We start from the raw sequence: 25,990 nt of genomic DNA on the forward strand, positions 1-25,990 counted from the left end.
TTCTGCGCACCCGCAGGGGTGCATGTGCGAAAGGTTTCCCCGTGTCATCGGTCACGACGACGCGGTTGCGCGCGGCAGCGCTCGGGATGGCGACGGCACTCGTCGTCCTCCTCGCTCCGGCCGCGCCCGCAGCCGCCCACGATCAACTCACCGGCAGCGATCCCGCCGCCGGAGAGCGCCTCGACAGCGCTCCGGCCGCCCTCACCCTGGAGTACTCCGCCGAGGTGATGGAGCTCGGGGCGATGGTGATCGTCGCCGACGCGACCCGCGACGACTGGGTCCAAGAGGAGCCGGTGGTCGACGGGACCACGGTCTCGGTGCCGCTTCCCGCGGGGATGCCGACCGGCGGGTATGAGATCCGTTGGCGGGTGGTGTCCTCGGACGGGCATCCGATCTCCGGGGTCATCCCCTTCACCGTGGGCGACGCCGAACCGTACGAACGGACGCCGTCGGAGGCTGCCACGCCGCCCCCGGCGTCGGACTCGCCACGAGCGCAGGACACGCAGGACAGTCAGGGCACACAGGACAGCGGAGGGGCCGCACGCGTCGCCCTCCTCGGTGGCGGGGGTGCGGCTGCGGCCGTCGCCCTCCTCGCCGGCATCCACTTCCTCCGTCGGCGGAAAGACACCGCCGACACCTCCGAAAGGCACACCCTGTGAACACCCGCACCACCCGCGTCCGTCTCGGCGCGCTCCTCACCGTCTCCCTCTTCGCCCTGGCCGGCTGCGCCACGACCCCGGCGGAATCTCCTGCCGAGACGTCGCTCCCCGCGGCCGAGGCGGTCTCGATCAGCGACGCCTGGGTCAAGTCCGCCGAGACCGGGATGTCCGCCGCCTTCGGCGAACTGACCAACGACTCGGATGCCGACATCACCGTCGTCTCGGTCTCCTCGCCCGCCTCGTCGATGCTCGAGCTCCACGAGACCGTCGAGAACGAGAGCGGACAGATGGTCATGCGCGAGATCGAAGGCGGATTCGTCATCCCCGCCGACGGGAGTCTCCTGCTCTCGCCCGGCGGTGACCACATCATGCTGATGGATCTCACCGACCCGCTGACGGCGGGTGCGGAGACCACCTTCACTCTCACGTTCTCGGACGACAGCACCCTCGAGTTCGCCGCTCCGGTGAAGGACTACGCCGGTGCGAACGAGAACTACGAGGGCGACATGGACATGGACATGGACATGGACGAGCACTCGGACATGGACCACTGATGTCGCCGCGCGATCGGCGGCAACGACCCGATCGCAGCGGCGCCACCCGGCGGCAGTTCCTCCTCGGAGGAGCTGTCGCCGGCGTGGGCGCCGCCACCGCGATCGGCGTCGACGCGGCGCTCGGCGCCGCCCGGGCGGCTGAGCCCGCACCCCCGGCATCCGTGCCGTTGAACGGCGACGTGACGGTGCCCTTCCACGGCGCGCATCAGGCCGGCATCGACACGGACGCCCAGGCCCACGGCGTCTTCCTCGCCCTCGACCTCCGCCCCGAGACCGACCGCGACGCGCTCACCCGCATGATGCGCATCCTGAGCGATGACGCGGCGCGCATGACGCAGGGGCAGCCGGCCCTCGCCGACTCCGAGCCGGAGCTCGCGGTCGCACCCGCCCGGCTGACGGTCACCTTCGGCTTCGGTCCCGAGCTCGTGCGGCGCGCGGGAGGGGCCGCGCCCGCGTGGCTCGCTCCGCTCCCGGCGTTCGGAATCGATCGGCTCGAGTCCGCATACAGCGACGGCGATCTGCTGATCCAGGTCGCCGCCGACGACCCGCTGACCGTCGCACACGCCTCGCGCATGCTGCTGAAGGATGCGCGCACCTTCGCAGAGCTCCGCTGGACCCAGCAGGGCTTTCGGCGCGCGCACGGCTCGGTGCGTGCCGGGACCACGATGCGGAACCTGTTCGGCCAGGTGGACGGTACCTCCAACCCGCAACCGGGGACGGCGGACTTCGACGAGGTCGTCTGGACCCGCGGGCAGGGCTGGCTCGACGGTGGCACCGGGCTCGTCGTCCGGCGCATCGCCATGGACCTCGACACCTGGGATCGCCTCGACCGTCCGGGACGCGACCAGTCCCTGGGGCGGTTCCAGTCCACCGGTGCGCCTCTGACGGGGACCGACGAGTTCGACGAACCGGACTTCGAGGCCACCACGGCGATCGGGTTCCCGGTGATCCCGGAGTTCTCGCACGTGCGGCGCTCGCGCAGCGACGACCCGCGCGAGCGGATCTTCCGGCGCGCGTACAACTACGACGACACACCCGTCTCCGGCGCGATCTCCAACGCGGGCCTCGTCTTCGTCTCGTTCCAAGCCGACGTCGGGGCGCAGTTCGTCCCCCTCCAGCGGCGCCTCGACGAACTCGACCTCCTCAACGAGTGGACCACGCCGATCGGATCCGCGGTCTTCGCGGTGCCCCCGGGCTGCTCCGAGGGCGGATTCATCGGCGACACCCTTCTCATCGGAAGAACCTCATGACCTCCACCCTCGACAGACCCCCTCGTCCCGCGCAGGCGCCCCGACCGCGCTCCCGCTCCGGCTGGTTCGGGCAGCTGCTCCTGCGTCTGCACTTCTACGCCGGCATCCTCGTCGGCCCGTTCATCCTCATCGCAGCGCTCAGCGGTGCGCTCTACGCGCTGTCGCCGACGATCGAGCAGGCCGTTTATGCGCGCGAGCTGCGTGCACCGGTGACGGCCACGACCGTGCCGCTCGCGGCGCAGATCGAGGCGGCCGAGGCTCACCTCGCCGCGAGCGGCGACGGTGACGGCGCGGTCCTCTCCGCCGTCCGCCCCGCGCCCGAGCCCGGCGACACCACGCGGGTGATGTTCACCCAGGAGGGATTGGGAGCGAGCGAGTCCCGCGCGGTGTTCGTCGACCCCGGCACCGCCGAGATCCGCGGCGACGAGATCGTCTACGGCACGAGCGGTTCCCTTCCGCTGCGCACATGGATCAGCAACACCCACCGGAGCCTTCATCTCGGGGATGCCGGGCGCCTGTACAGCGAGCTGGCCGCATCGTGGCTCGGTGTCGTCGTGCTGGCGGGCGTGGGGCTGTGGGTCATCCGCGCGCGCAGAGCCCGATCGCGGCGCGACATGCTGCGCCCGAACACCCGCGCGAAGGGCTACCGGCGTCTGTTCAGCTGGCACACCTCGATCGGCGTCTGGGTGGCCGTCGGCGCGCTGTTCCTCGCCGCGACCGGGATCACGTGGTCGACCTACGGCGGGGCGAACGTCTCGCAGGCGCGGACGGCTCTGGATTGGGGCACGCCGAGCGTGAACACCGTGCTCGACGCGGACGCCGGTGCCTCCGCCGGTGATGATCACGCCGGCCACGACGGTCCGGCCGCTGCGCCGACGGGCGAGGCGAACCCGGCGACGTTCGACGCCGTGCTCGCGATCGCCCAGCGGGTGAATGTCGATACCGGACTCGTGCAGATCACGCCGCCTGCCGAAGCGGGCACCGCGTGGACCGTGCGGGAGATCCAGCGCGGGTACCCGACGCAGATGGACGCCGTCGCGATCGACGGCACCACGATGGAGGTCGTCGACCGCGTCGACTTCGCCGACTATTCGCTTGCCGCCAAGCTCGCGACGTGGGGGATCGCCATCCACATGGGCACGATGTTCGGGCTGCTGAACCAGGTCGTGATGTTCGCCCTCGCCCTCGGGATCGCCGCGCTCGTCGTCCTCGGCTACGCGATGTGGTGGAAGCGTCGCCCGACGCGGAGCGACGCTCTCGTCGGGTCACCGCCCGCCCGTGGTGCGCTGCGCGGGGCGCCGTGGTGGGGCATCGGCGCGGTCGGAATCGCGGCGCTCGCGATCGGCGTGTGGCTGCCCCTCATCGGGGTCACCCTGGCGGCGTTCGTCGTGATCGACGTGGCGATCGGCGCGGTGCGGTCTCGACGCGCCCGCGCGGCTGCGACGGCTACGTCGCCAGACGCGACAGCATCCCGTCCATGAGGACGTCGGGGAGCAGGCGCCGGAGCCCGACGATGACCTTCGCCGAGGCGGGGGTGGCGTAGCGCGAGCGCGGATAGCGCACGGTGACGGCCTTCACGATCGTGCGGGCGACGCCCTCGGCGGTGCCGGACAGCGGGGACGAGTCGACGTTCTCATAGTTCGCCACGAGGGCTGCGGCCTGCGCGGCGTAGGGGCCGTCACCGGAGCGCTCGAGCGCACTCTCGCGCGAGATCGCGTTCCACTCGGTGCGGATGGGCCCGGGCTGGATGATGACGACGTCGATGCCGTGCGGTGCGAGCTCGAGGCGCAGCGAGTCGGACAGCCCCTCCACCGCGAACTTGGTCGCGTGGTACCAGCTGCCGATCGGCTCGTAGATGCGGCCGCCGACGGAGGAGATGTTCACGATGCGTCCGCGACCGAGCGCGCGCATCGTCGGGAGCACCAGCTGCGTCAGCCGGGCCAGGCCGAACACGTTCACCTCGAACTGGCGACGTGCCTCCTCGATCGGGACGTCCTCCAGAGCACCGTACGAGCCGTATCCGGCGTTGTTGACGAGCACGTCGATGCGCCCCTGCTGATGCACGATCCGATCGACACCCGCCTGCATCGAGGCGTCGTCGGTGACGTCCATCTCGAGCACCTCGCACCCGGATGCGGCGAGGTGCGCCATCCGGTCCACCCGACGCGCAGCGGCGTAGACCACCCAGCCGCGCGCGATCAGCGCGAGGGCGGTGGCGTAGCCGATTCCGGAGGACGCGCCGGTGATGAGGACGACGGGGCGGGTCTTGTCTGACATCGCCCCAGTTCATCACGAATTCTCCGGGGTGGGATCGGGTGGGGTCGAGGGCGGCTGAGGGATAGGGTTGCGATCATGACTGCGACCCCTCCCGGCTGGTACGACGACGGAAACGGCGCGCTGCGCTGGTGGGACGGCACGCAGTGGACCACCCACGTCGCCGAGCCCGACGCCGAGGGCGCGGCGGACGGTGCCACCCCGCCGGCGCCCGATGACGCGACGCCCGCGAGCGCCGATGCGACCGACGCCTCGCTGCAGACGGTGGGCTTCGACCCGCAGCCCGTCGACGGCGCCGCGCTCCCCGAGGGGTACTCCGGCGGAGGCGGCGGGTTCTCCGCGGCCACGCAGCCGAAGTCGAAGCTCTGGATCCTCTGGGTCGTCCTCGGTGTCGTGATGCTCGGCGTGGTCATCGCCGCGGCGGTCCTCATCCCGCTGCTGCTGGTCAACGCCGCGACGTCGGGATCCTCCGGCGGGTCCGGTGGCAGCGGCGCTCCGGCCGGCGACGACGAGCAGGCCGCGGTCGAGGTCGTCATGGACTACGACGATGCGTGGCAGAACGTGGACTGCGACCTGTTCCTCGCGAGCACCACCGAGTCTTTCCGCACCGCCGGCGGCCTGGGGGACTGCGCCACGTTCGAGGCGACCGCGAGCGAGTTCTCGGCATCCGTCGAGGACTACCGCATCGAGGTCACCTCCATCGAGGGCGACGCGGAGCAGATCCTCGTCACCACCACGGAGACCTTCGAGAGCTTCTTCGACGAAGAGGGGAACCCCCTCGACGAGGCGGTCACCTACGACAACGTGTTCCTCTACACCCTCGTCCCCGCCGACGGCGGCTGGGCGATCGACTTCCTCGAGTAACCGGTGGCGGAAGAGGTGACGCGCGCCCGCGGGGCGCGCTACGTGATCACGTGCATCGGGGTCGGGCTCCTCGCCGGCCTCATGTCCGGGTTGTTCGGCGTCGGCGGGGGCACGGTCATCGTGCCGCTGCTGGTCCTCGTCCTCGGATTCGATCAGCGGCTGGCTGCGGGCACGTCCCTCGGCGCGATCGTGCCCACGGCATCCGTGGGGGTGATCTCCTACGCGCTCAACGACTCGGTCGCATGGATCCCCGCGCTGATCCTCGCCGGCGGCGCGGTGATCGGCGCGCAGATCGGAACCGCCCTCCTCGCGAAGCTCTCGCAGACCGTCCTGCGGTGGGGCTTCGTGGGCTTCCTCGGCGTCGTCATCGTGATGCTGTTCATCGTCATCCCCTCGCGGGATGCCGTCCTGGAGCTCACCTGGTGGACGGGCCTCGGGCTCATCGCGCTGGGTCTCGTGACCGGAGTGCTCGCGGGACTCCTCGGCGTGGGTGGCGGCATCATCGTCGTGCCGGCGCTGATCTTCCTCTTCGGCACGAGCGATCTCGTGGCCAAAGGGACGTCCCTGCTCATGATGATCCCGACCGCCATCTCCGGCACGATCGGCAACATCCGCCGGCACAACATCGATCTCGTCGCCGCCGGGATCGTCGGTCTCGCCGCGATCACCACGACCGCCCTCGGCGCATGGATCGCCGTGCGGGTCGACCCTCAGGTCGGCAACATCCTGTTCGCCGCCTTCCTGGTCTTCATCGCCGTCCAGATGGCGATGAAGGCGATCCGGGGTCGGAAGAGCGCCCGCTGACCTCGAGGTCGTCGCGCGGCCGGATCAGTCCGCCGCGTCCGCGCGGTCGGCCAGGACGGCGAGTGCATCGAGGTACATCTCGATGTGCTTGGCGAAGACCGTCTCGTAGTCGATCAGGCGCAGTTCGCTCTTGAGGGCTTCGGCGTACGGGTACAGTGTCGGGTCGGTGGGGGTGTACGCCTGCACCCAGCCTTCCGGTGTGCGCGGCTCTCCGCGGCCGGAGAGGCGCGCGCCGTGGCCGGCGGCGGAACCGACGACGATGTTCGCGTAGACCTGGTACTGCAGGACCGCCTCGCGCCCACGGATGCCCGCCCGCTCCAGGGCGCGGAGGATCGCGTCGACGGCGCGCAGCTCGTTCACGCCGTTGGTGATGCGGGACATCGCCAGAGCGCTTGCGGCGGGGTGCGCGATGGCCACGCGCCATGCACGCCAGGCCAGATCTTCGAGGTCGGTGCGCCACTCGTCGGTGGGTGCGTATCCGGCGAGGGAGATCGCGTCGAGTCTGTCTCCGAGGGCGTTGAGGAGATCGTCTCGACTCGCGAAGTGCCGATACACGGCGGTCGGCGCCGACCCGAGCGTCGTTCCCAGTCGCGCGAACGTCAGCGAGTCCTCGCCCTGATCGTCGAGGATCCTCAGCGCTGCGTCGACGATCTCCTCGGCGGACAGGGACCCCCGCTTGCGTCGTTGACGTTCTCGGCTCTCGATCACGGTGCCCATCCTCTCGCCCTTCCCATCGTGTCGCGGAATCCTCGCGGCCCATTCCGTTCGTGTGTTCGGTGTGTTACAACTTAGTGAACCACGTTGACTATGGCGTTCACTAGGGTTCATAGTCTTCTCCAACGCAATGGTGCGTCCACGAGAACAGAGGGAACTGATGACGTCCACCGCCCCACCCGCGCTGCGCTTCGCGTTCCGCATCACCGCACTCGTCGGCGAATACCTGCCGCTGGAGCAGCGGGGACCCGAGCTGCTCGAATTCATCCCGATCACCGGGGGCACTGTGGAGGGGGACGTGACCGGTGAGATCATCCCCGGCGGAGGGGACTGGTGCCTCACCCGCGCCGACGATGCCTATCGCGTGGAGGCCCGATACCTGTTCCGCACCCTCGAGGGGCACGTCGTCGACGTCGTGAACGTCGGCATCCTCCGCCACCTCGAGGGGGAGACCGGGAGCTCGAAGGAGATGCGCTACTTCCTCACGACGCCGGTCTTCCGCACGACGGCGGCATCCCTTCAGTGGTTGACGCGCTCCGTCTTCATCGGTCGCGCCGACGCGCGCGACGGCGCGACCGTCATCGACGTCTTCGAAGTCCTGTCCTGACCCGCACCCGACCCGAACACCCGAGAGGCAATCATGAACCGTCGACACCTGGTCCCGGCCGCAGCACTCGCGGCCGCGGCCCTCGCACTCACCGCCTGCGCCGGTGGTGGGGACAGTCCCGGCACCACCACGGACACCATCCGAACGACCATCGACATCCCCGCGTCGTTCGACCCCACCCTCACCCAGTCTCTTCCCGACTACGTCCTCGCGCGCACCTCGTACGACACCCTCGTGCGAAAGGATGCCGGGGGACTGGTCCCCGGACTCGCGACCGAGTGGACCGAGACGCCGACGCAGGCCGTCTTCACCATCCGGACCGATGCGACGTGCGCGGACGGGACAGCGATCACCCCGACGATCGTCAAGGACTCTCTGGAGTACTTCGCCCGTCCCGAGACCGGTTCGATCGTGGTGCCCCAGGTCTTCGGCCCGAACACCCCCGTCATCACCGCCGACGACGCGGCGGGCACTGTGACGATCGATCTGGAGAACCCGTGGCCCTTCCTCGTGACGGGCCTGACCATCGCGACGACCGGGATCGTGTGTCCCGCCGGCCTCGCCGACCCCGAGGCGCTCGCCGCGGGTACGGCCGAGGGCAGCGAGTCCGGCCCGTACGTGCTCGGCTCCTACGAGCCGGGCGTCCGCTACGAGTACACGCTCCGCGAGGACTACGCGGCGTGGCCGGAATGGAGCACGCCGGTGGAGGGCACCCCCGCCGCGACCCTCGAATACGTGGTGTCGCCGGACTCCACCGCGACGGCGAACCTGGTGCTCGGCGATCAGCTGGACATCGCGAAGATCCAGGCGCAGACCATCGAGCGCTTCGACGGCATGGAGGGGTACGACGTCGCGGTGAACCGCTTCTCCGACTTCTACCTCCTCTTCAACGAGCGCGAGGGGAGCGTCTTCGCGGACGAATCCCTGCGGCGCGCGGCCGCGCAGGCGATCGACAGGGAGATGTTCGAGAGCGTCACGTCACTCGGGACGGGGGAGATCGCGACGACGCTCGTGTCCAGCGAGACGCCGTGCGTCCCGACGGAGAACCCGACCATCCCGGCCCACGACCCGGAGGCTGCGGCATCCGCCCTCGAGGGAGTCTCGATCCGACTCGTCGGCCCGACCATCGCCGGACCCAACGGTGCGGGCAACGAGTATCTCGCCGAAGCGCTGCGCGCCGCCGGAGCCGAGGTCGAGCTGACGAACACGGATGTCGGCACGTGGGTGTCCACGGTCTTCACCGAACCCGGGGCGTGGGACGTCACGATGTTCGCCGATCTCAACTTCCTCGGATCGCTCGTCAGTCCCCTGACGGCGTTCACCGGCCCGCAGATCTTCGATGGAGGCGGCAACGTCGGCGGCGTGGTCAACCCCGACGCCGAGGCTGCTCTCGCCGAGGCCCTCGTCGCCACGGATGCCGACGCCCAGTGCGCCGCGCTGAACGCCGCCGCCGACGCGCTCTTCGAACGCGTCGACGCCTTCCCCCTCATCAACGACGCATTCATCTACGTCCAGCGACCCGGCTTCACCGTGCAGATGCTCGGTGGCGCCCTCGACGACCCGATCTTCCGCATCGCCGGCTGATCCCCCTCGTCCCTGGCGGCCGGCGCTCATCCCCGGCCGCCAGGGGCCCGAACTCCTCGGAGCGACATGTTGCACCCCTTCCTCACCGTCACCGATCTCGCCGAGCTGCTGCGCACGCGCCAGGTCTCGGCGATCGAAACCGCGCAGTTCTACCTCGACCGGGTGGATGCCGTGAACCCGCTCGTCAACGCCATCGTCTGGATGGACCGCGATGACGTCCTCCGTCGCGCGCGGGAGGCCGATCGTCGCCTCGCCGACGGCACGGCTCGGCCGTTCGAAGGCGTGCCGCTTCCGATCAAAGACCTCACTCCCGTCGAGGGCCAGCCCTACACGGCGTCGTCGCTGGCGATCGACCCTGATCCCGCGCCCGCGAACGAGGTCACCGTCGATCTGATCGAGGATGCCGGATTCGTGCTGTTCGGGCGGACCAACAGCCCGGAGTTCGGACCTCTGACGGTGTCGGAGAACCGCCGGTGGGGGAAGACGCGCAACCCGTGGAACCTCGACCACACCTCCGGCGGGTCATCCGGCGGCGCCACCGCGGCCGTGGCCGCAGGGCTCGCCCCCGCCGCGCACGCGTCGGACGGCGGCGGATCGATCCGCGTCCCGTCGTCGGCGACCGGACTCGTGGGACTCAAGCCCAGCCGAGGGCGCGTTCCCAACGACGTCCGCGGGTGGGAGCAGTCGACCACGGAGGGGGCGGTCACGCGCACGGTGGTCGACGCCGCAGCCATGCTCGACGTCCTCAGCGGGTTCGACCCTCTGGCGTGGTACTCGGCACCGACGCCCGCGCGCCCGTATCGAGAGGAGGTCGGCGCGCCGCAGCCCCGCCTGCGCATCGGACTCCTGCTGACCCCGCCCACCGGCCTCGAGGTGGATCCCGAATGCGTCACCGCCGCGCGGGTCCTCGCCGACGCCCTCGCGCACCTCGGCCACGACATCGTGCCCGTCTCGCCCTTCCTCTACTCCCCGGCGTCCCTGCGAGGATTCGCCGACCTCGTCATCAGCGCCTCGGTGTGGGGGACGCCGTTCGATCACGCGCGCGCGGACGACCTCGACCCGTACATCCGCTACCGCTTCGACCGCGCGACGAGCTTCCACGCCGGTCAGTACGTCGCCCTCGCCAACCAGCTCCAGTGGGAGACGCGCCAGGTCGTCGGGCAGTGGGGGAGCGACTTCGATCTCCTCCTCACGCCCACCACCGCGACGACGACGCCGCGCGTCGGGGAGGTCTACGACGAGGCGAACGACCACCCGGACGGGCCGCGCCTGACCGAGGGACGCACGATCTCGTTCACCAGCTGGGTCAACATCGCCGGTCTTCCGGCCGTCTCCCTCCCGGTGCACCGGACCGCCGACGGGCTGCCGCAGGGTGCGCAGCTCGTCGGGGCGCCGTTCGACGAGGCCACGCTCATCCGCGTCGCCGCCGAGGTCGAGCCCGCCTTCGACTGGGCCGGACAGCACGCACCGCTCGCGGCGGCTCCGGCGGTGTGATGATGACCATCGAACTCGCCGCCCCGACGCAGGCGCGACCGCGCATGCGGTGGCACCGGACGACGTGGGGTTCGTTCGCGCTGCGTCGGGGCGGCGGCCTCCTGCTCTCCCTCGCCCTGCTGGTGCTGATGACCTTCCTCATCGTCCCGCTCATCCCGGGCGATCCGGCGGTCGCGATCCTCGGGACCGACGCGACACCGGATGCCGTGGCCGCGCTCCGCGAGAGGCTCAACCTCGATCTGCCGCTGTGGCAGCAGTTCGCGATCTATCTCCAGTCGCTCGCCGCGTTCGATCTGGGCGACAGCTTCCGCTACTCCACGCCCGTGCTCACCACCATCGTCACGAAGCTGCCGTACACGGCGGCCCTGGCGTTCGGGGCGATCGCGGTCGTGGTCGTCGTCTCGATCCCGCTCGGCATGACGATCGGCGTCCTGACCCGGGGCGGACGTCGTCCGGGTCTCGCGGTCGGCTTCGGCGTGCTCGCCGGATTTCTCGCGTCCTTTCCCGCCTACGTCGCGGCGACCCTCCTCATCGTCGTCGTCTCCATCTGGTGGCGCCTGCTGCCGCCGGGCGGGGTCACGGCGCCGGGATGGTTCGTCCTTCCGATCGCCGCGCTCGCGCTCGGACCCACCTTCGCCGTCGCGCGGGTGGTGCGCCAGGAGACCTACTCGGTCCTCCATCAGGACTACATGCGGACCGCGCGCGGCCGCCGGCTCCGTTCGGCGCGACTCTATGTCCGCCATGCGCTGCCGAACCTCATGGCGAGCACCCTCACCCTGACCGGCCTGATCCTCGCGGGGCTCCTCGGGGGCGCGATCATCATCGAGACCGTCTTCAGCATCCCCGGTCTCGGCAGCGAAGTGGTCCAGGCGATCATCTTCAAGGACTATCCGGTCATCCAGGGGATCATCCTCACGATCGGCGTCATCGCGATCCTCATCAATCTGCTCATCGACGTCGTGCTCGGGCTCATCGATCCGCGCACCCTCGGAGGACCCGCACATGTCTGAACCGCGCCGTCGCCACATCCCGGCATCCCTCGTCGCCGGGGTGAGCATGCTCGCGGTCCTCGTCGTGATCGCCGTGCTCGCCCCGCTCTTCCTCTCCGATGCCGCGAACACCCTCACCTCAGACACCCGTGCGGCGCCGTCCGCGGATCATCCGCTGGGCACCGACGAGCTCGGCCGCGACATCCTCGCGCGGACGCTCGTGGCCACTCGGCTGACGCTGCTGATGTCGCTCGGCGCCACCGCGGTCGCGGTGACCGCGGGCGTCCTCATCGGCGGGCTCATCTGGGTCGGACCGCGGCGCCTGCGCGACGCGGTCCTCCGCGTGATCGATTCCACGGTCGCCTTCCCCTCCCTCGTCCTCGCCCTCGTCATCGCGGCCATCCTCGGCGCGGGGGCGTGGTCGGCGGTCGTCGCGATCGGCGTCGCCGGCATCCCCTCCTTCGCGCGCATCACTTCGAACATGACCGCCGCGATCGCGCACAAGGACTACGTCGGGACCGCGCGCCTGCTCGGCGTCCCGGCGCCGCTGCTGTTCGGGCGGCACCTGCTCCCGAACATCGGCGGACCGCTCCTCGTCCTCATCGCCTCGAGCTTCGCCCTGTCCCTGCTGGAGATCTCCAGCCTCTCCTTCGTCGGACTCGGTGTGCAGAGCCCGGACTACGACTGGGGACGCCTCCTGAACGAGGCGCTGCCGCAGATCTACAGCCAGCCCGCCCAGGCGCTCGGCCCCTCGATCATGCTCGTCTTCGCGGGCGTCGCGGCCATGCTCACCGGCGACGGTCTCGCTTCCCGCATGGACCCGTGGCTCCGCCGCCCGCGTCGCGCGAAGAAGGTCGCGGCCGTTCCCGCGGTCGCGTCGACGCGTCCCGAGGCTCTGGTGGAGGTGCGCGACCTCACGGTGACCGCGCCGTCGGGAGCGGAGCTCGTCCACGGCATCTCGTTCGACATCCGTCCCGGCGAGATCGTCGGGCTCGTCGGGGAGTCCGGTTCCGGGAAGTCCATGACGGCGATGGCTCTGGCGCGTCTGGAAGCGGACGGTGTCAGCGTCCGCGCCGGGCTCCTGCGGCTGGGCGACCTCGATCTGCGCTCCGGCGGACGCCGCGCGCGCCTTGCGCGAGAGATCGGGCTGGTCTACCAGGACCCGGGGGCCACCTTCAATCCCGCCCTGCGGATGGGTGCGCAGCTGACGGAGGTGGCCCGCGTCCACCTCGGTCTTTCGCGTGCGGATGCCCGCCGCACGCTCGTCGAGCGGCTCGGGGCGATGCGCATCCGTCATCCCGAGGAGCGTATGGGGCAGCATCCGTTCCAGCTCTCCGGCGGCATGCTCCAGCGTGCGATCATCGCGTCGTCGCTCGTGACCGACCCGAAGCTCATCATCGCCGACGAGCCGACCACGGCGCTCGACGTCACCGTGCAGGCGGAGGTGCTCCGCGAGCTCAAGCGGATCAACCGCGAGCAGTCCACCGCCGTGCTGTTCATCTCCCACGACCTGGGAGTCGTGGAGAAGCTCTGCGACCGCGTGCTCGTCATGCGGCAGGGACGGATCGTCGAGCACCTGACCGCACAGCAGCTCGCGGACCGTGAGGTCACCCATCCCTACACGGCGTCGCTCCTCGCCGCGACCCCGGCCCTGACGGTCACCCCCGAACCGAAGGAGAGCGTCCATGGTTGACGCACTGCTGTCCCTCCGAGACGTCGACGTCACCCTCGGTCACGGCGCCCGCGAGACCGCGGTGCTGCGGGGAGTCGGCTTCGACGTGCCGCGCGCATCGAGCGTGGCGCTCGTCGGGGAATCGGGATCCGGGAAATCGACGATCGCCCGCGCGATCATGGGGATACACCGGATCCGGGAGGGCCGCATCGTCTTCGACGGCAGGGATCTCGCGCATGCCTCGCGGGCGCAGCGGGCCGCGACGCGCCGCCGCATCCAGCTGATCCCTCAGGACCCGTACTCGTCGTTGGATCCTCGGCGGACCGTGGGGCAGACCCTCGCCGAAGCGGTCGATCCGGTGCGGGCGTCCGTCCGCGCGTATCGACCCCGCATCGCCGGTGCCCTCGAGGCCGTCGCCCTCGATGCCGACGCGATCGACCGGTATCCGCACGAGTTCTCCGGCGGGCAGCGCCAGCGCATCGCGATCGCGCGCGCTCTGGCCACCGATCCGACGGTCATCATCGCCGATGAGATCACCAGCGCCCTGGACGTCTCCACCCAGGCGGAGATCCTCGTCCTGCTGCAACGGCTGCGCGAGGAACTGGACCTGACGATGCTCTTCATCTCGCACAACCTCGCCGTCGTGCATCAGCTCTGCGATCGCATCGTGGTGCTCCTGCACGGCGAGGTGGTCGAGCAGGGACTGACCGACGAGGTGTTCCGGCACCCGTCCTCGGACTACACCCGGGAACTCATCGAATCGGTGCCGGGCGGCCCGGCCTTCCGTCTCGACGCTGCCTGAGCGCCGTCGGCGCCGTCGGGGCCCGTCGATAGGATGAACGGGTGCCAGTGAACCCCGAGCTCGTCGGTCGCGACTTCCCCGCCACCGCTCCCTACCTGGTCGGTCGAGAGAAGGTGCGCGAGTTCGCCCGCGCGGTGTTCTCCGACGCCGCACCGCACCACGACCCCGACGCCGCGCGCGCCCTCGGCTACGCCGACGTCGTCGCGCCCCCGACGTTCGCGATGGTCCTCCAGGACCTGACGCTGCAGCAGCTCCTCGCCGAGCCCGACTCGGGGATCGAGCTCTCGCGCGTCCTGCACGCCGAGCAGCGGTTCCGCTACACCCGTCCGATCGTGGCGGGCGACGAGCTCGTCGCGCGCCTGTCGGTGACGGGTCTGCGGACGATGGGCGCGGCGACGATGGTGACGAGCGAGGCCGAGATCACCGACCTCGAGGGCGCGCACGTCGTCACGGCGACATCCGTGCTGGTCGTGGGGGAGGAGCAGTCATGAGCGAGACCGTGACCGTGGGCGACGTCGTCGCCGAGCGGACCGTCCACCTCGACCGGGCGGCGCTCGTGCGCTACGCCGGCGCCTCGGGCGACTTCAACCCCATCCACTACCGCGACGACGTGGCTGCCGCGGTGGGGCTTCCGGGCGTCCTCGCGCACGGCATGCTCACGATGGGTCTGTCCGTGCAGACGATCGAAGCGTGGGTCGGAGACCCCGGCCGCATCCTCGAATACGGCGTGCGCTTCACCCGCCCGGTCGTGGTCGACCCCGACACCGGCGCCGACGTCACCGTGCGCGCGGTGATCGGGCAGATCGCCGACGACGTCGCGCGGGTCGATCTCACCGTCACCTTCGACGGCGCGACCGTCCTCGGCAAAGCCCAGGTCCGGGTCCGGATCGTCTGATCGGATGCCGGAGATCACCCCGATTCCCCTCGCGCAGCTGACGACGCTGCGCACCGGCGGCGTCCCGGAGCGGATGATCGACGCACCCACGACGGACGAGCTCGTCACCGCGCTGCGGGACGTGTGGGCGACGGGCGAGGAGTGGTTCGTCCTGGGCGGCGGATCGAACCTCTTCGTCGGCGACGACCCCTTCGAGGGCACCGTCGTGCGCATCCTCACGCGCGGGATCGAACGCCTCCCGTCGCCCCGGCCGGGTTTCGTGCGGCTCCGCGTGGCCGCGGGCCACGACTGGGACGACCTCGTCGCGGTGTCGGTCTCCGACGGGCTCGCGGGCCTGGAAGCGATGTCCGGGATCCCCGGAACCGTCGGTGCCGCGCCCGTGCAGAACATCGGGGCGTACGGTCAGGAGACCGTCCAGACCCTCGTCGAGGTGGAGCTCATCGACGAGGGCACCGGCGAGGTCGAAACGGTCCCCGCCGCCGATCTCGGACTCGGATTCCGCACCTCGGTGCTCAAGCACCACTACGGTTCCGTCCCCGCGCGCCGGGCGGTCATCCTCTCGGCCACGTTCGAACTCGCGGATGTCGGGCACGGCGAGCGCCGGATCGCCGGCGCGCAGCTGCGCGGAGCCCTCGGACTCACCGAGGACGACACCGTGAGCCTCGCGTGGGTGCGCGAGCACGTCCTCGCCACGCGGGCGCGGAAGGGCATGGTGCTCGATGACGCCGACCCCGACACCCACAGCGCCGGCTCGTTCTTCCAGAACGCCGTGGTGTCGGCATCCTTCGCCCGGACCCTTCCCGACGCGTGCCCGCGCTGGCCCGTCGCGCCGGATCTCGACCCGGTCGTGGTGATCCCGCTCTCCGCCTACGACGGCCTGGTGCCGGCGCCCACGAGCCGGGAGTCCGACGTGAAGGTCAGCGCCGGATGGCTGATCGAGAACGCGGGGCTCCGGAAGGGCTTCCGCTTCCCGCGCTCGCGGGCGGGGCTCTCGACCAAGCACGCCCTCGCCCTGACCAACCGCGGCAACGCCACAGCTGCGGAGATCGCGGAGCTCGCCCGTTACATCCAGAGCCGAGTGGCGGCGGAGTTCGGACTCGTCCTGCAGCCCGAGCCGGTTCTCGTCGGCGTCGAGCTGTAGGACGAGTCCGCCCTCAGCCCTCAGTGCGCGGTGGCGAAGAGCTCCTGCAGGCGGGAGACGCCCTCGAGGAGCGCGTCATCGCCCAGCGCGTACGACAGGCGGAGGTACCCGGAGGGTCCGAACGCCTCACCGGGGACGACGGCGACCTCGGCCCGCTCGAGGATCAGATCGGCCAGTTCGAGGGAGGTCTGCGGGGTGACACCGCCCCACGTGCGACCGAGCAGACCGCGCACATCGGGGTACACGTAGAACGCGCCGAGCGGGTTGGGTACCACGACGCCGTCGATCTTCGACAGCTCGTCGACGATGAGGCGCCGGCGGCGGTCGAACGCCACGCGGAAGGACTCCGCTTCGTCCTGCGGGCCCGAGAGGGCTGCGAGCGCCGCACGCTGGGCGATGTTGTTGACGTTCGAGCTGAGGTGCGACTGCAGGTTGCCGGCGACCTTGATCGCGTCGGCGGGGCCGACCATCCAGCCCACGCGCCAGCCGGTCATCGCGTAGGTCTTGGCGACGCCGTTGACGAGGATCGTCTGACCGGCGACCTCCGGCACGGCCTCGACGATCGACACCGCGCGCGTGCCTTCGTAGACGAGGTTCTGGTAGATCTCGTCCGAGACGACCCAGATCCCGTGCTCGAGGGCCCACTCGCCGATCGCGCGGGTCTCCTCGGCGGTGTAGACGGCGCCGGTCGGGTTCGACGGCGAGACGAAGACGAGCACGGTGGTGCGCTCGGTGCGGGCGGCCTCGAGCTGGTCGACGGTGACCTTGTACTCCTGGTCGGCGCCGGCGAAGACCTCGATCGGGACGCCGTCGGCCAGGGCGATGGCCTCCGGGTAGGTCGTCCAGTACGGCGCGGGGAGGAGGACCTCGTCGCCGGGGTTCACCACGGCCTGGAAGGCCTGGTAGACCGCCTGCTTGCCGCCGTTGGTGACGATCACCTGAGAGGGGGCGACATCCAGCCCGGAGTCGCGCGCGGTCTTCGCGGCGATCGCCTCGCGGAGCACCGGCAGTCCCGCGGCGGGGGTGTAGCGGAAGTTCGCGGGGTCGCGCAGAGCCTCGGCGGCGGCCTCGACGATGAACGACGGCGTGGCGAAGTCGGGCTCGCCGGCGGCGTAGCTGATCACGGGCCGACCGGCGGCCTGGAGGGCCTTGGCCTTGGCGTCGACCTTGAGCGTGGCCGACTCGGCGATGGCGGAGAGCTTGCGGGAGAGCGGGGCGCGATGTGTCACGGGGCCAGCGTAGTCGCCCGGGCGTGTCCGCCGAGAGCCGCGTGCCGCCCGGCGCGGATCAGAGGTCCAGCGGCCACGCCGGACGGAGCTCGATGATGCCCGCCGTCGCCATCGGATGCCGGGAGGCGACGGCGACGGCCTCGTCCAGGTCGGCGCACTCCAGGATGTCGAACCCGCCGATCTCCTCGTGGGCGGGCGTGGCCGGTCCGTCGGTGACGCGGACCTCGCCGTCGCGACGGCGGATCGTCTTGGCCTCAGCGGAGGGGCGGAGCCGATCGCCGTCGAGGGCCTTCCCGGAGCCGTACGTCTCGTCGACCCACTGCTCGATCGAGACCGGGGGCTCCTCGTCCGACGAACGCGCGGGGTCGGAGAGGACGAGCATGAGGAACTTCATCGGTCTTCCTTTCGCCGGGCCGGCGGGAAGCGGTGCGGGCCGGGGATTCCTCCTCCGGCCCGCACCGCCGAGGCGTCAGCCGAATTGGTTCATCGTATTGTGCGCGCCGCCGGCCTTCAGCGCGGCATCCCCGGCGAAGTACTCCTTGTGGTTGTCGCCGATGTCGCTGCCCGCCATGTTCTGGTGCTTGACCGTCGCGATCCCCTCGCGGATCTCCCGGCGCTGCACGCCCCGGACGTAGGCGAGCATCCCCTCCTCGCCGAAGTAGCCCTTGGCGAGGTCATCGGTGGACAGGGCCGCCGTGTGGTAGGTCGGCAGAGTGATCAGGTGGTGGAAGATCCCGGCGCGCGCCGAGCCGTCCTTCTGGAACGAGCGGATCTTCTCGTCGGCCAGGCGTCCGAGCTCGGTGTCGTCGTAATCGGGGCTCATCAGCTCGGCCCGGTCGTACGCGGAGACATCGGCACCCTGCTCCGCAAGGAGGTCGTAGGCCTGCTGGCGGAAGTTCAGCGTCCAGTTGAACGAGGGGCTGTTGTTGTAGACGAGCTTCGCGTTCGGGATCGCGGCGCGGATCCGGTCCATCATCCCCGCGATCTGCTCGACGTGCGGCTTCTCGGTCTCGATCCAGAGCAGATCGGCGCCGTTCCGGAGCGACGTGATGCAATCGAGCACGCAGCGTTCCTCACCGGTTCCGGGGCGGAACTGGTACAGGTTGCTCGCCAGCCGCTTCGGACGGACGAGCCGGCCGTCGCGGGAGAGCACGACGTCGCCGCTGCCGAGGCCCGCTTCGGAGATCTCCTCGACGTCGAGGAACGCGTTGTACTGATCCCCGAGGTCTCCCGGCCGATGCGAGACCGCGAGCTTCTGCGTGAGCCCTGCGCCGAGTGAGTCGGTGCGGGCGACGATCACGCCGTCGTCGACGCCGAGCTCCAGGAACGCGTAGCGCACGGCGTTGAGCTTGGCGATGAAGTCCTCGTGCGGGACGGTGACCTTGCCGTCCTGGTGGCCGCACTGCTTCTCGTCCGAGACCTGGTTCTCGATCTGGATCGCGCACGCTCCCGCCTCGATCATCTTCTTGGCCAGCAGGTACGTCGCCTCGGGATTGCCGAAGCCGGCGTCGATGTCGGCGATGATCGGCACCACGTGGGTCTCGTACGCGTCGATCTGCGACTGGAGGAATTCCGCCGCCGTGTCGTCTCCCGCCGCGCGGGCGGCATCCAGCCGGGTGAACAGGAGGTCGAGCTCCCGTGCGTCGGCCTGACGGAGGAAGGTGTAGAGCTCCTCGATGAGCGCCGGGACCGCGGTCTTCTCGTGCATCGACTGGTCGGGGAGCGGCCCGAACTCCGAGCGGAGTGCGGCGATCATCCACCCGGACAGGTAGAGGTAGCGCTTGTTGGTGGTCTTCAGGTGCTTCTTGATCGAGATGAGCTTCTGCTGCCCGATGAAGCCGTGCCACACCCCGAGGGACTGCGTAAACACCGACGGGTCGGCGTCGTACTCGGCCATGTCGCGGCGCATGATGCCGGCGGTGTAGCGGGCGATGTCCACGCCCGTGCGGAAGCGGTTCTGCGCGCGCATCCGGGCGACCGACTCGGGGTCGATGGCGTCCCAGGCGGAGCCGTGGCGCTCCTTCAGGGTGCGGATGGCGGCGATGTCGTCCTGGTAGAGGGTCATGTCGTGTCCTTCGCGGGAGAGAGGTGGATCACGCGGTCTCGTCGATGTCGACGAGGAACTTCGCGTAGGCGGGGAGAGTGAGGAAGGCCGGGAACTCGCAGCCGAGGGCGACGTCGCGGAAGATCGTGGCGGCGTCGTCGAACCGGTCGCCGTCGTGACGCGGGGCCTCGTCGAGCACGCGCGTGATGAGGCCCTCGACGTAGTCGCGCGTGATGAGGTCGCCCTCTGCGGTCGCCCGGTCCTGATGGATCCACTGCCACACCTGGGACCGCGAGATCTCCGCGGTCGCGGCATCCTCCATCAGGTTGTCGATCGCCACCGCGCCCAGGCCCCGGAGCCACGCCTCGATGTACCGGATCGCGACCGAGACGTTCGCGTGCACGCCCTCGGCGGTCACCGGCCGGCCGATGTGCACGTCGAGGAGGTCGGATGCCGTCACCTCGACGTCCTCGCGCTGACGGTCGACCTGGTTCGGACGGTCGCCGAGCACCGCGTCGAACTCCGCCATCGCCGTCGGGATCAGGTCGGGGTGGGCCACCCACGTCCCGTCGAAGCCGTCGCCGGCCTCGCGCTTCTTGTCGGCGGCCACCTTCTCGAACGCGCGAGCGGTCACTTCGGGGTCGCGGCGGTTCGGGATGAAGGCGCTCATGCCGCCGATCGCGAAGGCGCCGCGCTTGTGGCACGTCTTCACCAGCAGCTCGGTGTAGGCCCGCATGAACGGCACGGTCATCGTGACCTCGCTGCGGTCGGGGAGGACGAACCGGGCCCCGCGCCCGCGGTAGTTCTTGATGATCGAGAAGATGTAGTCCCAGCGCCCGGCGTTCAGGCCCGCGCAGTGGTCGCGCAGCTCGAAGAGGATCTCCTCCATCTCGAACGCCGCCGGCAGCGTCTCGATCAGCACGGTCGCCCGGATCGTGCCGTGCGGGATCCCGATGTACTGCTCGCTGAAGGTGAAGACGTCGTCCCAGAGCTTCGCCTCCTCGCTCGACTCCAGCTTGGCGATGTAGAAGTACGGGCCGCGGCCGCTGTCGATGAGGCGCTGGGCGTTGTGGAAGAAGTACAGCCCGAAGTCCACCAGCGACCCGGAGGCGGCCATCTCGCGCCCCGCGCGGTCGGTGAACCGCAGGTGGGCCTCGCTCAGGTGCCAGCCCCGCGGCCGCATCACGATCGTGGGCGTGCGCTCGGCGGTGACCTCGTAGGTCTTGCCGGCGTCGTTCGTGAAGGTCAGCTCGCCGCGGATGGCGTCGCGCAGCGACAGCTGGCCCTCGATGACGTTCTTCCAGGTGGGGCTGGTGGCGTCCTCCTGGTCGGCCAGCCACACCCGCGCGCCGGAGTTCAGCGCGTTGATCGTCATCTTCGGATCGGTGGGTCCTGTGATCTCCACCCGGCGGTCCTCCAGGCCCGGGCCCGCTCCGGCGACCCGCCACTCGGCGTCCTCGCGGATGTGCGCGGTGTCGTCGCGGAACCGGGGGTCGTGGCCGTTGCCGATCTCGAAGCGGCGCCGCATCCGATCGGCGAGGCGATCATGCCGGCGTCCGCCGAAGCGCTGGTGGAGCTCGGCGACGAAGGCCAGCGCCTCGGGGGTGAGGATCTCGTCGTAGCGGGGGCCCATCCGGCCGAGGACCTGGACGGCCGGCGCCGGCGCCGTGGTGGGGGCGGTCAGTGTGGCGGTTGCAGGTGTCATGTCCGTGTCCTCCTGTGTGCGGATCCGCGGTGGTGGTTCCGCGGGGTGGTTCCACTGTGGGGTGAAGATCCGCTTTCAACCTGACGAATCCGGGTGTGAACTTTCTCGAATATTCGTCATTCGTGACAGAATCCCGTCATGTCGATCACACAGAGCCGGGACGTCGGGGTGGAGGCCCCCGACGATGAAGAGGTGGACTCCCTGACCATCGGCCGCCGCATCCGTCAGCTGCGGACCGCACGCGGCATGACGCTGGACGACCTCGCCGCAGCGGTCGAGCGCGTGCCCAGCCAGCTCTCGATGATCGAGAACGGCCGGCGCGAGCCGAAGTTGACGCTGCTGCGCCAGATCGCCCGCGCCCTCGGGACGAGCCTGGACGCGCTCCTGGAGTCCGAGCCCCTCGACGAGCGCGCGACGATGGAGATCGCCCTCGAACGCGCGATGAAGGGGCAGACGTTCCAGGCGCTGGGCATCGAGCCGTTCCGCATCGGCAAGACCGTCCCGGACGACGCCCTCCGCGCGATGCTCGCGCTGCAGGGCGAGATCGAGAGGCTGCGCGATGAGCGCGCCGCCACCCCCGAGGAGGCCCGACGCGCGAACGTCGCGCTCCGCCGTCTCATGCGCACGCAGAACAACCACTTCCCGGATCTGGAGAAGCAGGCGCTGGCGATCCTCGCCGCCGTCGGGCACCCCGGGGGTCCGCTCACCCAGCGGACGGCATCCGACATCGCCGCGCACCTCGGGTTCACGCTGCACTACGTGCCGGACCTGCCGCAGACCACCCGCAGCGTCGCCGACATCAAGAACGGCCGGCTCTACCTCTCGAGCAGGCTGGCGTCGAAGGGGGACCCGCGGACGGCGGTGCTGCAGGCCCTCTCCAGCCGGATCCTCGGCCACACCGAACCCACGAGCTACGCGGAGTTCCTCCGTCAGCGGGTCGAGACGAACTACCTCACCGGCGCCCTGCTGATCCCCGAGGACCACGCCGTGCCGTTCCTCCTCGAGGCCAAGGGGCGCCGGGCGGTGTCGATCGAGGATCTCCGCGACGCGTACTCGGTGTCGTACGAGACCGCCGCGCACCGGTTCACGAATCTCGCGACCGTGCACCTCGGCATCCCGGTGCACTTCCTGAAGGTGCACGAGTCGGGGACGATCACGAAGGCCTACGAGAACGACGACGTGAACTTCCCGACCGATCGGCTGGGATCGATCGAGGGGCAGATGTGCTGCCGGAAGTGGACCTCACGCGTCGTCTTCGACGAGGACGACCACTTCAACCCCTACTACCAGTACACCGACACCGGCAACGGGACGTACTGGTGCACCGCGCGCGTCGAGCTCTCCAGCGAGGGCGCGCATTCGGTCTCGGTGGGGGTGCGCTTCGACGACACCAAATGGTTCCTCGGCCGCGACACTCCGCACCGCGGGGTGTCCAAGCACTCGGTGGAGGTGTGCTGCCGCCGGGCGCCGGCGGACCTCGAGGCGTCGTGGCGCGAGTATGCGTGGCCGAACGTCCGCACGCCTCGGACGCTGCTGGCCACCCTCCCCACCGGTGCCTTCCCGGGCGTGGACACCACCGACGTCTACGAGTTCCTCGAAGCCCACGCCCCGCGCGGCTGAGCGACGGTCTCCGGGCGCCGGAGGTCAGCGCCCGGCGATGAGGTCGGCGACGCGCGCCGGCCACGCCGTCCGCGCGGAGCCTTCGGCCTCCATCCGATCCGCGCTCCGGTAGGCGGCGTAGATCCCGTGGACGGCGAGGAACCGCAGCGGCTCGAGCTCCCAGCGGCGCGCGCGATGCCCGACCCAGGGCAGGTGCACGAGATCGGTGTCGCGGCCGAGGACGAGGTCGGCGAGCGTGCGACCGGCGAGATTCGTGGCGGTGACGCCGGTGCCGACGTAGCCTCCCGCCCAGCCGAGGCCGGTGCGCGCGTCGTGCCCGACGGTCGCCGCCCAGTCGCGGGGGACGCCCAGCACGCCCGACCACGCGTGGGCGACGGGCACGTCCGTCGCGGCGGGGAAGAAGTCGCGCAGCAGCGCGGTGAGGGAGGCGATGGTGCGCGCCTGCGTCGATCCGTCGGTGTCCACGCGCGATCCGAACCGGTACGGGACCCCTCGACCGCCGAAGGCGATGCGGTCGTCGGCGGTGCGCTGGGCGTACATGTACACGTGTGCGAAGTCGCCGAGCGTCTCCCGCCCCTCCCAGCCGATCTCCGACCATGCCGAGGCGGGCAGGGGATCGGTGACGATCATCGAGGAGTTCATCGGCAGCCAGGTCCGGTGCTCGCCGCGGAGGTCGGCCGTGAACCCCTCCGTGGCACGCAGGACGTGCGCGGCGCGCACCGTCCCGCGGACGGTCACCGCACGGCCGGGGGAGATCTCGCGGACCCGCGTGTCCTCGTAGATCGGCACGCCGAGGCCCTCGACGGTCGCGGCGAGTCCCCTGACGAGCTTGACCGGATGCACGCGCGCACAGTGCGGGTGCCGGATCGCGCCCAGCGTTCCGGCCACACCGATCCGGGCGGCGGCGGAGGCGGCATCCAGCTCCTCCACATCGGTGTCGGGCCAGTCCTGTTCGGCGCGCGCGGCGGCGCGGAGACGGGCGAGCTGCGCGGGGGTGCGCGCGACCTCGAACTCGCCGCCGCGGACGATGTCGGCGTCGATCCCCTCCCGCTCGGCGACGGTGATCACCTCGTCCACCGCGGCGTTCAGCGCGCGCTGCTGCGCGGTGCCGGGCCCCCGTCCGTACCGCGCGCGACCGCCGGTGACGCTGTTGGTGAGCCATCCTCCGTTGCGGCCGGAGGCGCCGAAGCCGGCGAAGCGCTGCTCCAGCACCGCGACCCGGAGGTCGGGCTGAAGGGTCTTCAGGTAGTACGCCGCCCAGAGGCCGGTGTACCCGGCGCCGACGACGGCGACGTCCACGTCGACGTCCCCCGGCAGGGCGGGTCTCGGCTCAGGCGCTCCGCCGATCGAGCGCCACCACCACGACACGTCGCCGTTCGGAACGTCGCCGATCTCCGTCGCGCTGCTCATGCGGTCATCATGTCCTCAGCCCTCCGCCGCGCGCAACGCGGCGTAGAGCTCCGCCCGCACGGGGAAGGATCCGAGATCGAGCCCGAGGACCCGCTCGATGTGTGCGAGCCGGGTGCGCACCGTGTGCCGGTGCACGCCGAGGGCCCGGGCGCACGCCTCGTGCGAGCAGTCCGCGTCGAGCCAGGCGCGGAGGGTCGTCAGCAGAGCCGTGCCCTGTGTCCGGTCGTTGTCGACGAGGGGCCGCAGCTGGGCGTCGGCGAGGGCCCGCGCATCCGCGGAGAGCGCGGAGAGCACGCCCGCCCGGCCGATGTCGGCGAAGGCGGTGACGGATGCCGTGCCCCGGTCCCGTGCGACCCGCGCCTGGTCGAGGGCCGAGCGGATGCCGTCGTAGCCGGCCGGCTCGGAGACGCCCACCCGGATCTCGAACCGCTCGGCGATCTCGTCGATCACCGCGCGTTCACCGGTGCGGACGATCAGGACGAGCGCGCCCTCGACCCGGCCGAAGAACAGTGTGCCGCGTCGTTCGTCGCCGCGCAGCTCGAGGAGCTCGGTGATCGCGTCCAGGCGGGCGCGGGCGCTCGCCGTGGGCCGTGCGCCGTCGCCGGTGAGGACCTCGGTGACGGCGACGTCGACGGGCGCCGCAGGAAGCGCCCCCCACATCTCGCGCGCGATCCTCCGGGCGAGGGAGGAGTCGCCGGAGAGGAGGGATTGGATGAGGCCCGCACGCAGCGCGTTCCGCGCGCGGCTGAGGCCCTGCTGCTGCTCCAGGGCGAGGCCGGCCATCGCGATGACGGCGGTGACGACGCCCCGACCCTCCTGGTCGAGGTCGCCGGCGGCGATCGCGATGACGCCGCGGAGGTGTCCGCCGCGGCCGAGGGTCTGCAGCGAGAACGGCCCGTCGCCGATCCGGAGGGCCGAGCCCGCCCGCGCCCCGCGGCGGAGCACCCCGCCGACCTCGTCGTGCAGGGCGGCGGCGGTCGCGGCCTGCAACCCTCCGGCCGGATGCTCGCGGACGAGCTCGCCGGCGGCGTCGAACATGCCCACCCACGTGTCCAGCTGCCGAGCGAGCTCGGCCACGGTCGCGCCCAGTCCGTCGGGACGGAGGGCGGCGAGGGCGATCGCGCGCTGCGCGGCGAGCGCCCAGCTGCGGCGGGCATAGGCCTGCGCCGCGATGGCCTCGGCGTTGGCGCGGGCCACCGCGATGAAAGGAGTGCGGTACGGCACCTCGAACAGCGGCATCCCCGCGGACGCGCACGCCTCTTCGAGCGCGGGAGGGATGCCGTGCCGGACGACCTCCGTGCCGAAGCCGAGGCCCACCACGCCGCGCGCCGAGAGCCGCTGAACGTAGTCGCGATACGGCGCGCGCTCCTCGCCCGCACCGTCGAACTGGGTGCCGGTGGTCAGCAGCACGAGGCCCTCGGAGAGGAAGGGAGTCGGGTCCGCAAGGTCGGAGCTGTGGACCCACCGGACAGGCCGGTCCAGAAGGTCGTCTCGGGCGCCGCCGGCGAGACGCAGCTGGAGGTCGGGCCGACTCAGCAGGGCGCGGAGGGTCGGAACGTCGGCATCCGTGGTCATGATCCTCCGCGCATCAGGTCAAGGTGTACGGGTTGTACGTCGGGTTCAGGAAAATGTACAGCCGGTCAGGTGTGCACCGCGCGCCCGCCCCCGTACGCTCGCCG

At 70.8% G+C, this 25,990-nt stretch carries 24 protein-coding genes; 16 read left to right on the plus strand and 8 right to left on the minus strand.

Going from position 1 to position 25,990, the window contains the following annotated elements:
- Nucleotides 1–41: 41 nt before the first annotated feature.
- The 4 genes from AB0O93_RS01775 to AB0O93_RS01790 are packed head-to-tail and all read left to right on the plus strand — an operon-like array spanning nt 42 to nt 3,944.
- The gene (locus AB0O93_RS01775) at nt 42–659 is read left to right on the plus strand and encodes a copper resistance CopC family protein (RefSeq protein ID WP_363339929.1); all 618 of its coding nucleotides are present in this window, start codon (nt 42–44) and stop codon (nt 657–659) included.
- A complete protein-coding gene (locus AB0O93_RS01780) occupies nt 656–1,213 on the plus strand; it encodes a copper chaperone PCu(A)C (protein WP_363339931.1) in 558 nt (185 codons plus the stop codon). Before AB0O93_RS01775 ends, AB0O93_RS01780 begins: the two co-directional genes overlap by 4 nt.
- Nucleotides 1,213–2,463: a Dyp-type peroxidase gene (locus AB0O93_RS01785; protein ID WP_363339933.1), complete on the plus strand. Its 1,251-nt coding sequence runs from the start codon at nt 1,213–1,215 to the stop codon at nt 2,461–2,463. Before AB0O93_RS01780 ends, AB0O93_RS01785 begins: the two co-directional genes overlap by 1 nt.
- Nucleotides 2,460–3,944 carry a PepSY domain-containing protein gene (locus AB0O93_RS01790; protein ID WP_363339935.1) on the plus strand — a complete coding sequence of 495 codons (1,485 nt, stop codon included), beginning with the start codon at nt 2,460–2,462 and terminating at the stop codon, nt 3,942–3,944. The genes AB0O93_RS01785 and AB0O93_RS01790 overlap by 4 nt, the downstream gene beginning before the upstream one ends.
- Here the strand turns inward: AB0O93_RS01790 and AB0O93_RS01795 are convergent.
- A complete protein-coding gene (locus tag AB0O93_RS01795; protein ID WP_363339937.1) occupies nt 3,910–4,740 on the minus strand; it encodes an oxidoreductase in 831 nt (276 codons plus the stop codon). The two genes, AB0O93_RS01790 and AB0O93_RS01795, sit on opposite strands and share 35 nt — an antisense overlap.
- A 75-nt stretch (nt 4,741–4,815) precedes the next feature.
- On the opposite strand from AB0O93_RS01795, the gene AB0O93_RS01800 reads away from it, so the two are divergent.
- Together AB0O93_RS01800 and AB0O93_RS01805 are read left to right on the plus strand one after the other, a co-directional pair.
- Nucleotides 4,816–5,601, plus strand: a complete 786-nt coding sequence (locus AB0O93_RS01800) for a DUF2510 domain-containing protein (RefSeq protein ID WP_363339939.1) — start codon at nt 4,816–4,818, stop codon at nt 5,599–5,601.
- 42 nt (nt 5,602–5,643) lie between these two features.
- Nucleotides 5,644–6,405: a sulfite exporter TauE/SafE family protein gene (locus AB0O93_RS01805; RefSeq protein WP_363339940.1), complete on the plus strand. Its 762-nt coding sequence runs from the start codon at nt 5,644–5,646 to the stop codon at nt 6,403–6,405.
- Nucleotides 6,406–6,429: 24 nt separating this feature from the next.
- Here AB0O93_RS01805 and AB0O93_RS01810 read toward each other — a convergent pair whose 3' ends face one another.
- The gene (locus AB0O93_RS01810) at nt 6,430–7,113 is read right to left on the minus strand and encodes a TetR/AcrR family transcriptional regulator (RefSeq protein ID WP_363339942.1); all 684 of its coding nucleotides are present in this window, start codon (nt 7,111–7,113) and stop codon (nt 6,430–6,432) included.
- Between the two features lie 166 nt (nt 7,114–7,279).
- Here AB0O93_RS01810 and AB0O93_RS01815 point away from each other — a divergent pair, with 166 nt between their 5' ends.
- From AB0O93_RS01815 to AB0O93_RS01855, 9 genes are all read left to right on the plus strand, one after another.
- Entirely contained in the window at nt 7,280–7,726 is a 447-nt protein-coding gene (locus AB0O93_RS01815; protein WP_363339944.1) for a DUF3237 family protein, read from the plus strand.
- Nucleotides 7,727–7,759: 33 nt separating this feature from the next.
- Nucleotides 7,760–9,310 (plus strand): ABC transporter substrate-binding protein, encoded by a 1,551-nt coding sequence (locus tag AB0O93_RS01820; protein ID WP_363339946.1) that lies wholly within the window; start codon nt 7,760–7,762, stop codon nt 9,308–9,310.
- 66 nt (nt 9,311–9,376) lie between these two features.
- Nucleotides 9,377–10,804: an amidase gene (locus AB0O93_RS01825; RefSeq protein WP_363339948.1), complete on the plus strand. Its 1,428-nt coding sequence runs from the start codon at nt 9,377–9,379 to the stop codon at nt 10,802–10,804.
- A 2-nt stretch (nt 10,805–10,806) separates the two neighbouring features.
- Nucleotides 10,807–11,814 (plus strand): ABC transporter permease, encoded by a 1,008-nt coding sequence (locus AB0O93_RS01830; RefSeq protein ID WP_363339950.1) that lies wholly within the window; start codon nt 10,807–10,809, stop codon nt 11,812–11,814.
- Nucleotides 11,807–13,486, plus strand: coding sequence for a dipeptide/oligopeptide/nickel ABC transporter permease/ATP-binding protein (locus AB0O93_RS01835; protein WP_363339952.1), 1,680 nt, complete (start codon nt 11,807–11,809; stop codon nt 13,484–13,486). Before AB0O93_RS01830 ends, AB0O93_RS01835 begins: the two co-directional genes overlap by 8 nt.
- A complete protein-coding gene (locus AB0O93_RS01840) occupies nt 13,479–14,267 on the plus strand; it encodes an ABC transporter ATP-binding protein (RefSeq protein WP_363339954.1) in 789 nt (262 codons plus the stop codon). The genes AB0O93_RS01835 and AB0O93_RS01840 overlap by 8 nt, the downstream gene beginning before the upstream one ends.
- Before the next feature lie 41 nt (nt 14,268–14,308).
- On the plus strand, nt 14,309–14,758 hold the full coding sequence (locus tag AB0O93_RS01845) for a MaoC family dehydratase N-terminal domain-containing protein (protein WP_301133293.1): 450 nt from the start codon (nt 14,309–14,311) through the stop codon (nt 14,756–14,758).
- Complete coding sequence (locus AB0O93_RS01850; RefSeq protein ID WP_363339956.1) at nt 14,755–15,162, plus strand: MaoC/PaaZ C-terminal domain-containing protein; 408 nt, start codon at nt 14,755–14,757, stop codon at nt 15,160–15,162. Before AB0O93_RS01845 ends, AB0O93_RS01850 begins: the two co-directional genes overlap by 4 nt.
- A 4-nt stretch (nt 15,163–15,166) precedes the next feature.
- On the plus strand, nt 15,167–16,303 hold the full coding sequence (locus tag AB0O93_RS01855; RefSeq protein ID WP_363339958.1) for a UDP-N-acetylmuramate dehydrogenase: 1,137 nt from the start codon (nt 15,167–15,169) through the stop codon (nt 16,301–16,303).
- 20 nt (nt 16,304–16,323) lie between these two features.
- Here AB0O93_RS01855 and AB0O93_RS01860 read toward each other — a convergent pair whose 3' ends face one another.
- The 4 genes from AB0O93_RS01860 to aceB all read right to left on the minus strand — a co-directional run bounded on the left by AB0O93_RS01860 (nt 16,324) and on the right by aceB (nt 21,281).
- On the minus strand, nt 16,324–17,532 hold the full coding sequence (locus AB0O93_RS01860; RefSeq protein WP_363339960.1) for a pyridoxal phosphate-dependent aminotransferase: 1,209 nt from the start codon (nt 17,530–17,532) through the stop codon (nt 16,324–16,326).
- Nucleotides 17,533–17,590: 58 nt separating this feature from the next.
- Nucleotides 17,591–17,926, minus strand: coding sequence for a YciI family protein (locus AB0O93_RS01865; RefSeq protein ID WP_363339962.1), 336 nt, complete (start codon nt 17,924–17,926; stop codon nt 17,591–17,593).
- Nucleotides 17,927–18,001: 75 nt separating this feature from the next.
- Nucleotides 18,002–19,597, minus strand: a complete 1,596-nt coding sequence (locus AB0O93_RS01870) for an isocitrate lyase (protein ID WP_363339965.1) — start codon at nt 19,595–19,597, stop codon at nt 18,002–18,004.
- A 28-nt stretch (nt 19,598–19,625) separates the two neighbouring features.
- A complete protein-coding gene (gene aceB / locus AB0O93_RS01875) occupies nt 19,626–21,281 on the minus strand; it encodes a malate synthase A (protein ID WP_363339967.1) in 1,656 nt (551 codons plus the stop codon).
- A gap of 138 nt (nt 21,282–21,419) precedes the next feature.
- On the opposite strand from aceB, the gene AB0O93_RS01880 reads away from it, so the two are divergent.
- Nucleotides 21,420–22,901, plus strand: a complete 1,482-nt coding sequence (locus AB0O93_RS01880; protein WP_363339969.1) for a helix-turn-helix domain-containing protein — start codon at nt 21,420–21,422, stop codon at nt 22,899–22,901.
- Nucleotides 22,902–22,925: 24 nt separating this feature from the next.
- Here AB0O93_RS01880 and AB0O93_RS01885 read toward each other — a convergent pair whose 3' ends face one another.
- Nucleotides 22,926–24,311, minus strand: coding sequence for an FAD-dependent oxidoreductase (locus AB0O93_RS01885; protein ID WP_363339971.1), 1,386 nt, complete (start codon nt 24,309–24,311; stop codon nt 22,926–22,928).
- Nucleotides 24,312–24,326: 15 nt separating this feature from the next.
- Nucleotides 24,327–25,886 carry a PucR family transcriptional regulator ligand-binding domain-containing protein gene (locus tag AB0O93_RS01890; RefSeq protein ID WP_363339973.1) on the minus strand — a complete coding sequence of 520 codons (1,560 nt, stop codon included), beginning with the start codon at nt 25,884–25,886 and terminating at the stop codon, nt 24,327–24,329.
- Nucleotides 25,887–25,990: the final 104 nt, after the last annotated feature.

This window comes from Microbacterium sp. NPDC077184, assembly GCF_040687055.1.
Classification (GTDB): domain Bacteria; phylum Actinomycetota; class Actinomycetes; order Actinomycetales; family Microbacteriaceae; genus Microbacterium.

Coding starts and splice junctions, on each gene's coding strand:
- AB0O93_RS01800 (WP_363339939.1), top strand. CDS start 4,816: ATGACTGCGACCCCTCCCGGCTGGTACGACGACGGAAACGGCGCGCTG.
- AB0O93_RS01870 (WP_363339965.1), bottom strand. CDS start 19,597: ATGACCCTCTACCAGGACGACATCGCCGCCATCCGCACCCTGAAGGAG.
- AB0O93_RS01820 (WP_363339946.1), top strand. CDS start 7,760: ATGAACCGTCGACACCTGGTCCCGGCCGCAGCACTCGCGGCCGCGGCC.
- AB0O93_RS01840 (WP_363339954.1), top strand. CDS start 13,479: ATGGTTGACGCACTGCTGTCCCTCCGAGACGTCGACGTCACCCTCGGT.
- AB0O93_RS01825 (WP_363339948.1), top strand. CDS start 9,377: ATGTTGCACCCCTTCCTCACCGTCACCGATCTCGCCGAGCTGCTGCGC.
- AB0O93_RS01785 (WP_363339933.1), top strand. CDS start 1,213: ATGTCGCCGCGCGATCGGCGGCAACGACCCGATCGCAGCGGCGCCACC.
- AB0O93_RS01790 (WP_363339935.1), top strand. CDS start 2,460: ATGACCTCCACCCTCGACAGACCCCCTCGTCCCGCGCAGGCGCCCCGA.
- AB0O93_RS01890 (WP_363339973.1), bottom strand. CDS start 25,886: ATGACCACGGATGCCGACGTTCCGACCCTCCGCGCCCTGCTGAGTCGG.
- AB0O93_RS01795 (WP_363339937.1), bottom strand. CDS start 4,740: ATGTCAGACAAGACCCGCCCCGTCGTCCTCATCACCGGCGCGTCCTCC.
- AB0O93_RS01865 (WP_363339962.1), bottom strand. CDS start 17,926: ATGAAGTTCCTCATGCTCGTCCTCTCCGACCCCGCGCGTTCGTCGGAC.
- AB0O93_RS01815 (WP_363339944.1), top strand. CDS start 7,280: ATGACGTCCACCGCCCCACCCGCGCTGCGCTTCGCGTTCCGCATCACC.
- AB0O93_RS01830 (WP_363339950.1), top strand. CDS start 10,807: ATGACCATCGAACTCGCCGCCCCGACGCAGGCGCGACCGCGCATGCGG.
- AB0O93_RS01850 (WP_363339956.1), top strand. CDS start 14,755: ATGAGCGAGACCGTGACCGTGGGCGACGTCGTCGCCGAGCGGACCGTC.
- aceB (WP_363339967.1), bottom strand. CDS start 21,281: ATGACACCTGCAACCGCCACACTGACCGCCCCCACCACGGCGCCGGCG.
- AB0O93_RS01880 (WP_363339969.1), top strand. CDS start 21,420: ATGTCGATCACACAGAGCCGGGACGTCGGGGTGGAGGCCCCCGACGAT.
- AB0O93_RS01855 (WP_363339958.1), top strand. CDS start 15,167: ATGCCGGAGATCACCCCGATTCCCCTCGCGCAGCTGACGACGCTGCGC.
- AB0O93_RS01835 (WP_363339952.1), top strand. CDS start 11,807: ATGTCTGAACCGCGCCGTCGCCACATCCCGGCATCCCTCGTCGCCGGG.
- AB0O93_RS01885 (WP_363339971.1), bottom strand. CDS start 24,311: ATGAGCAGCGCGACGGAGATCGGCGACGTTCCGAACGGCGACGTGTCG.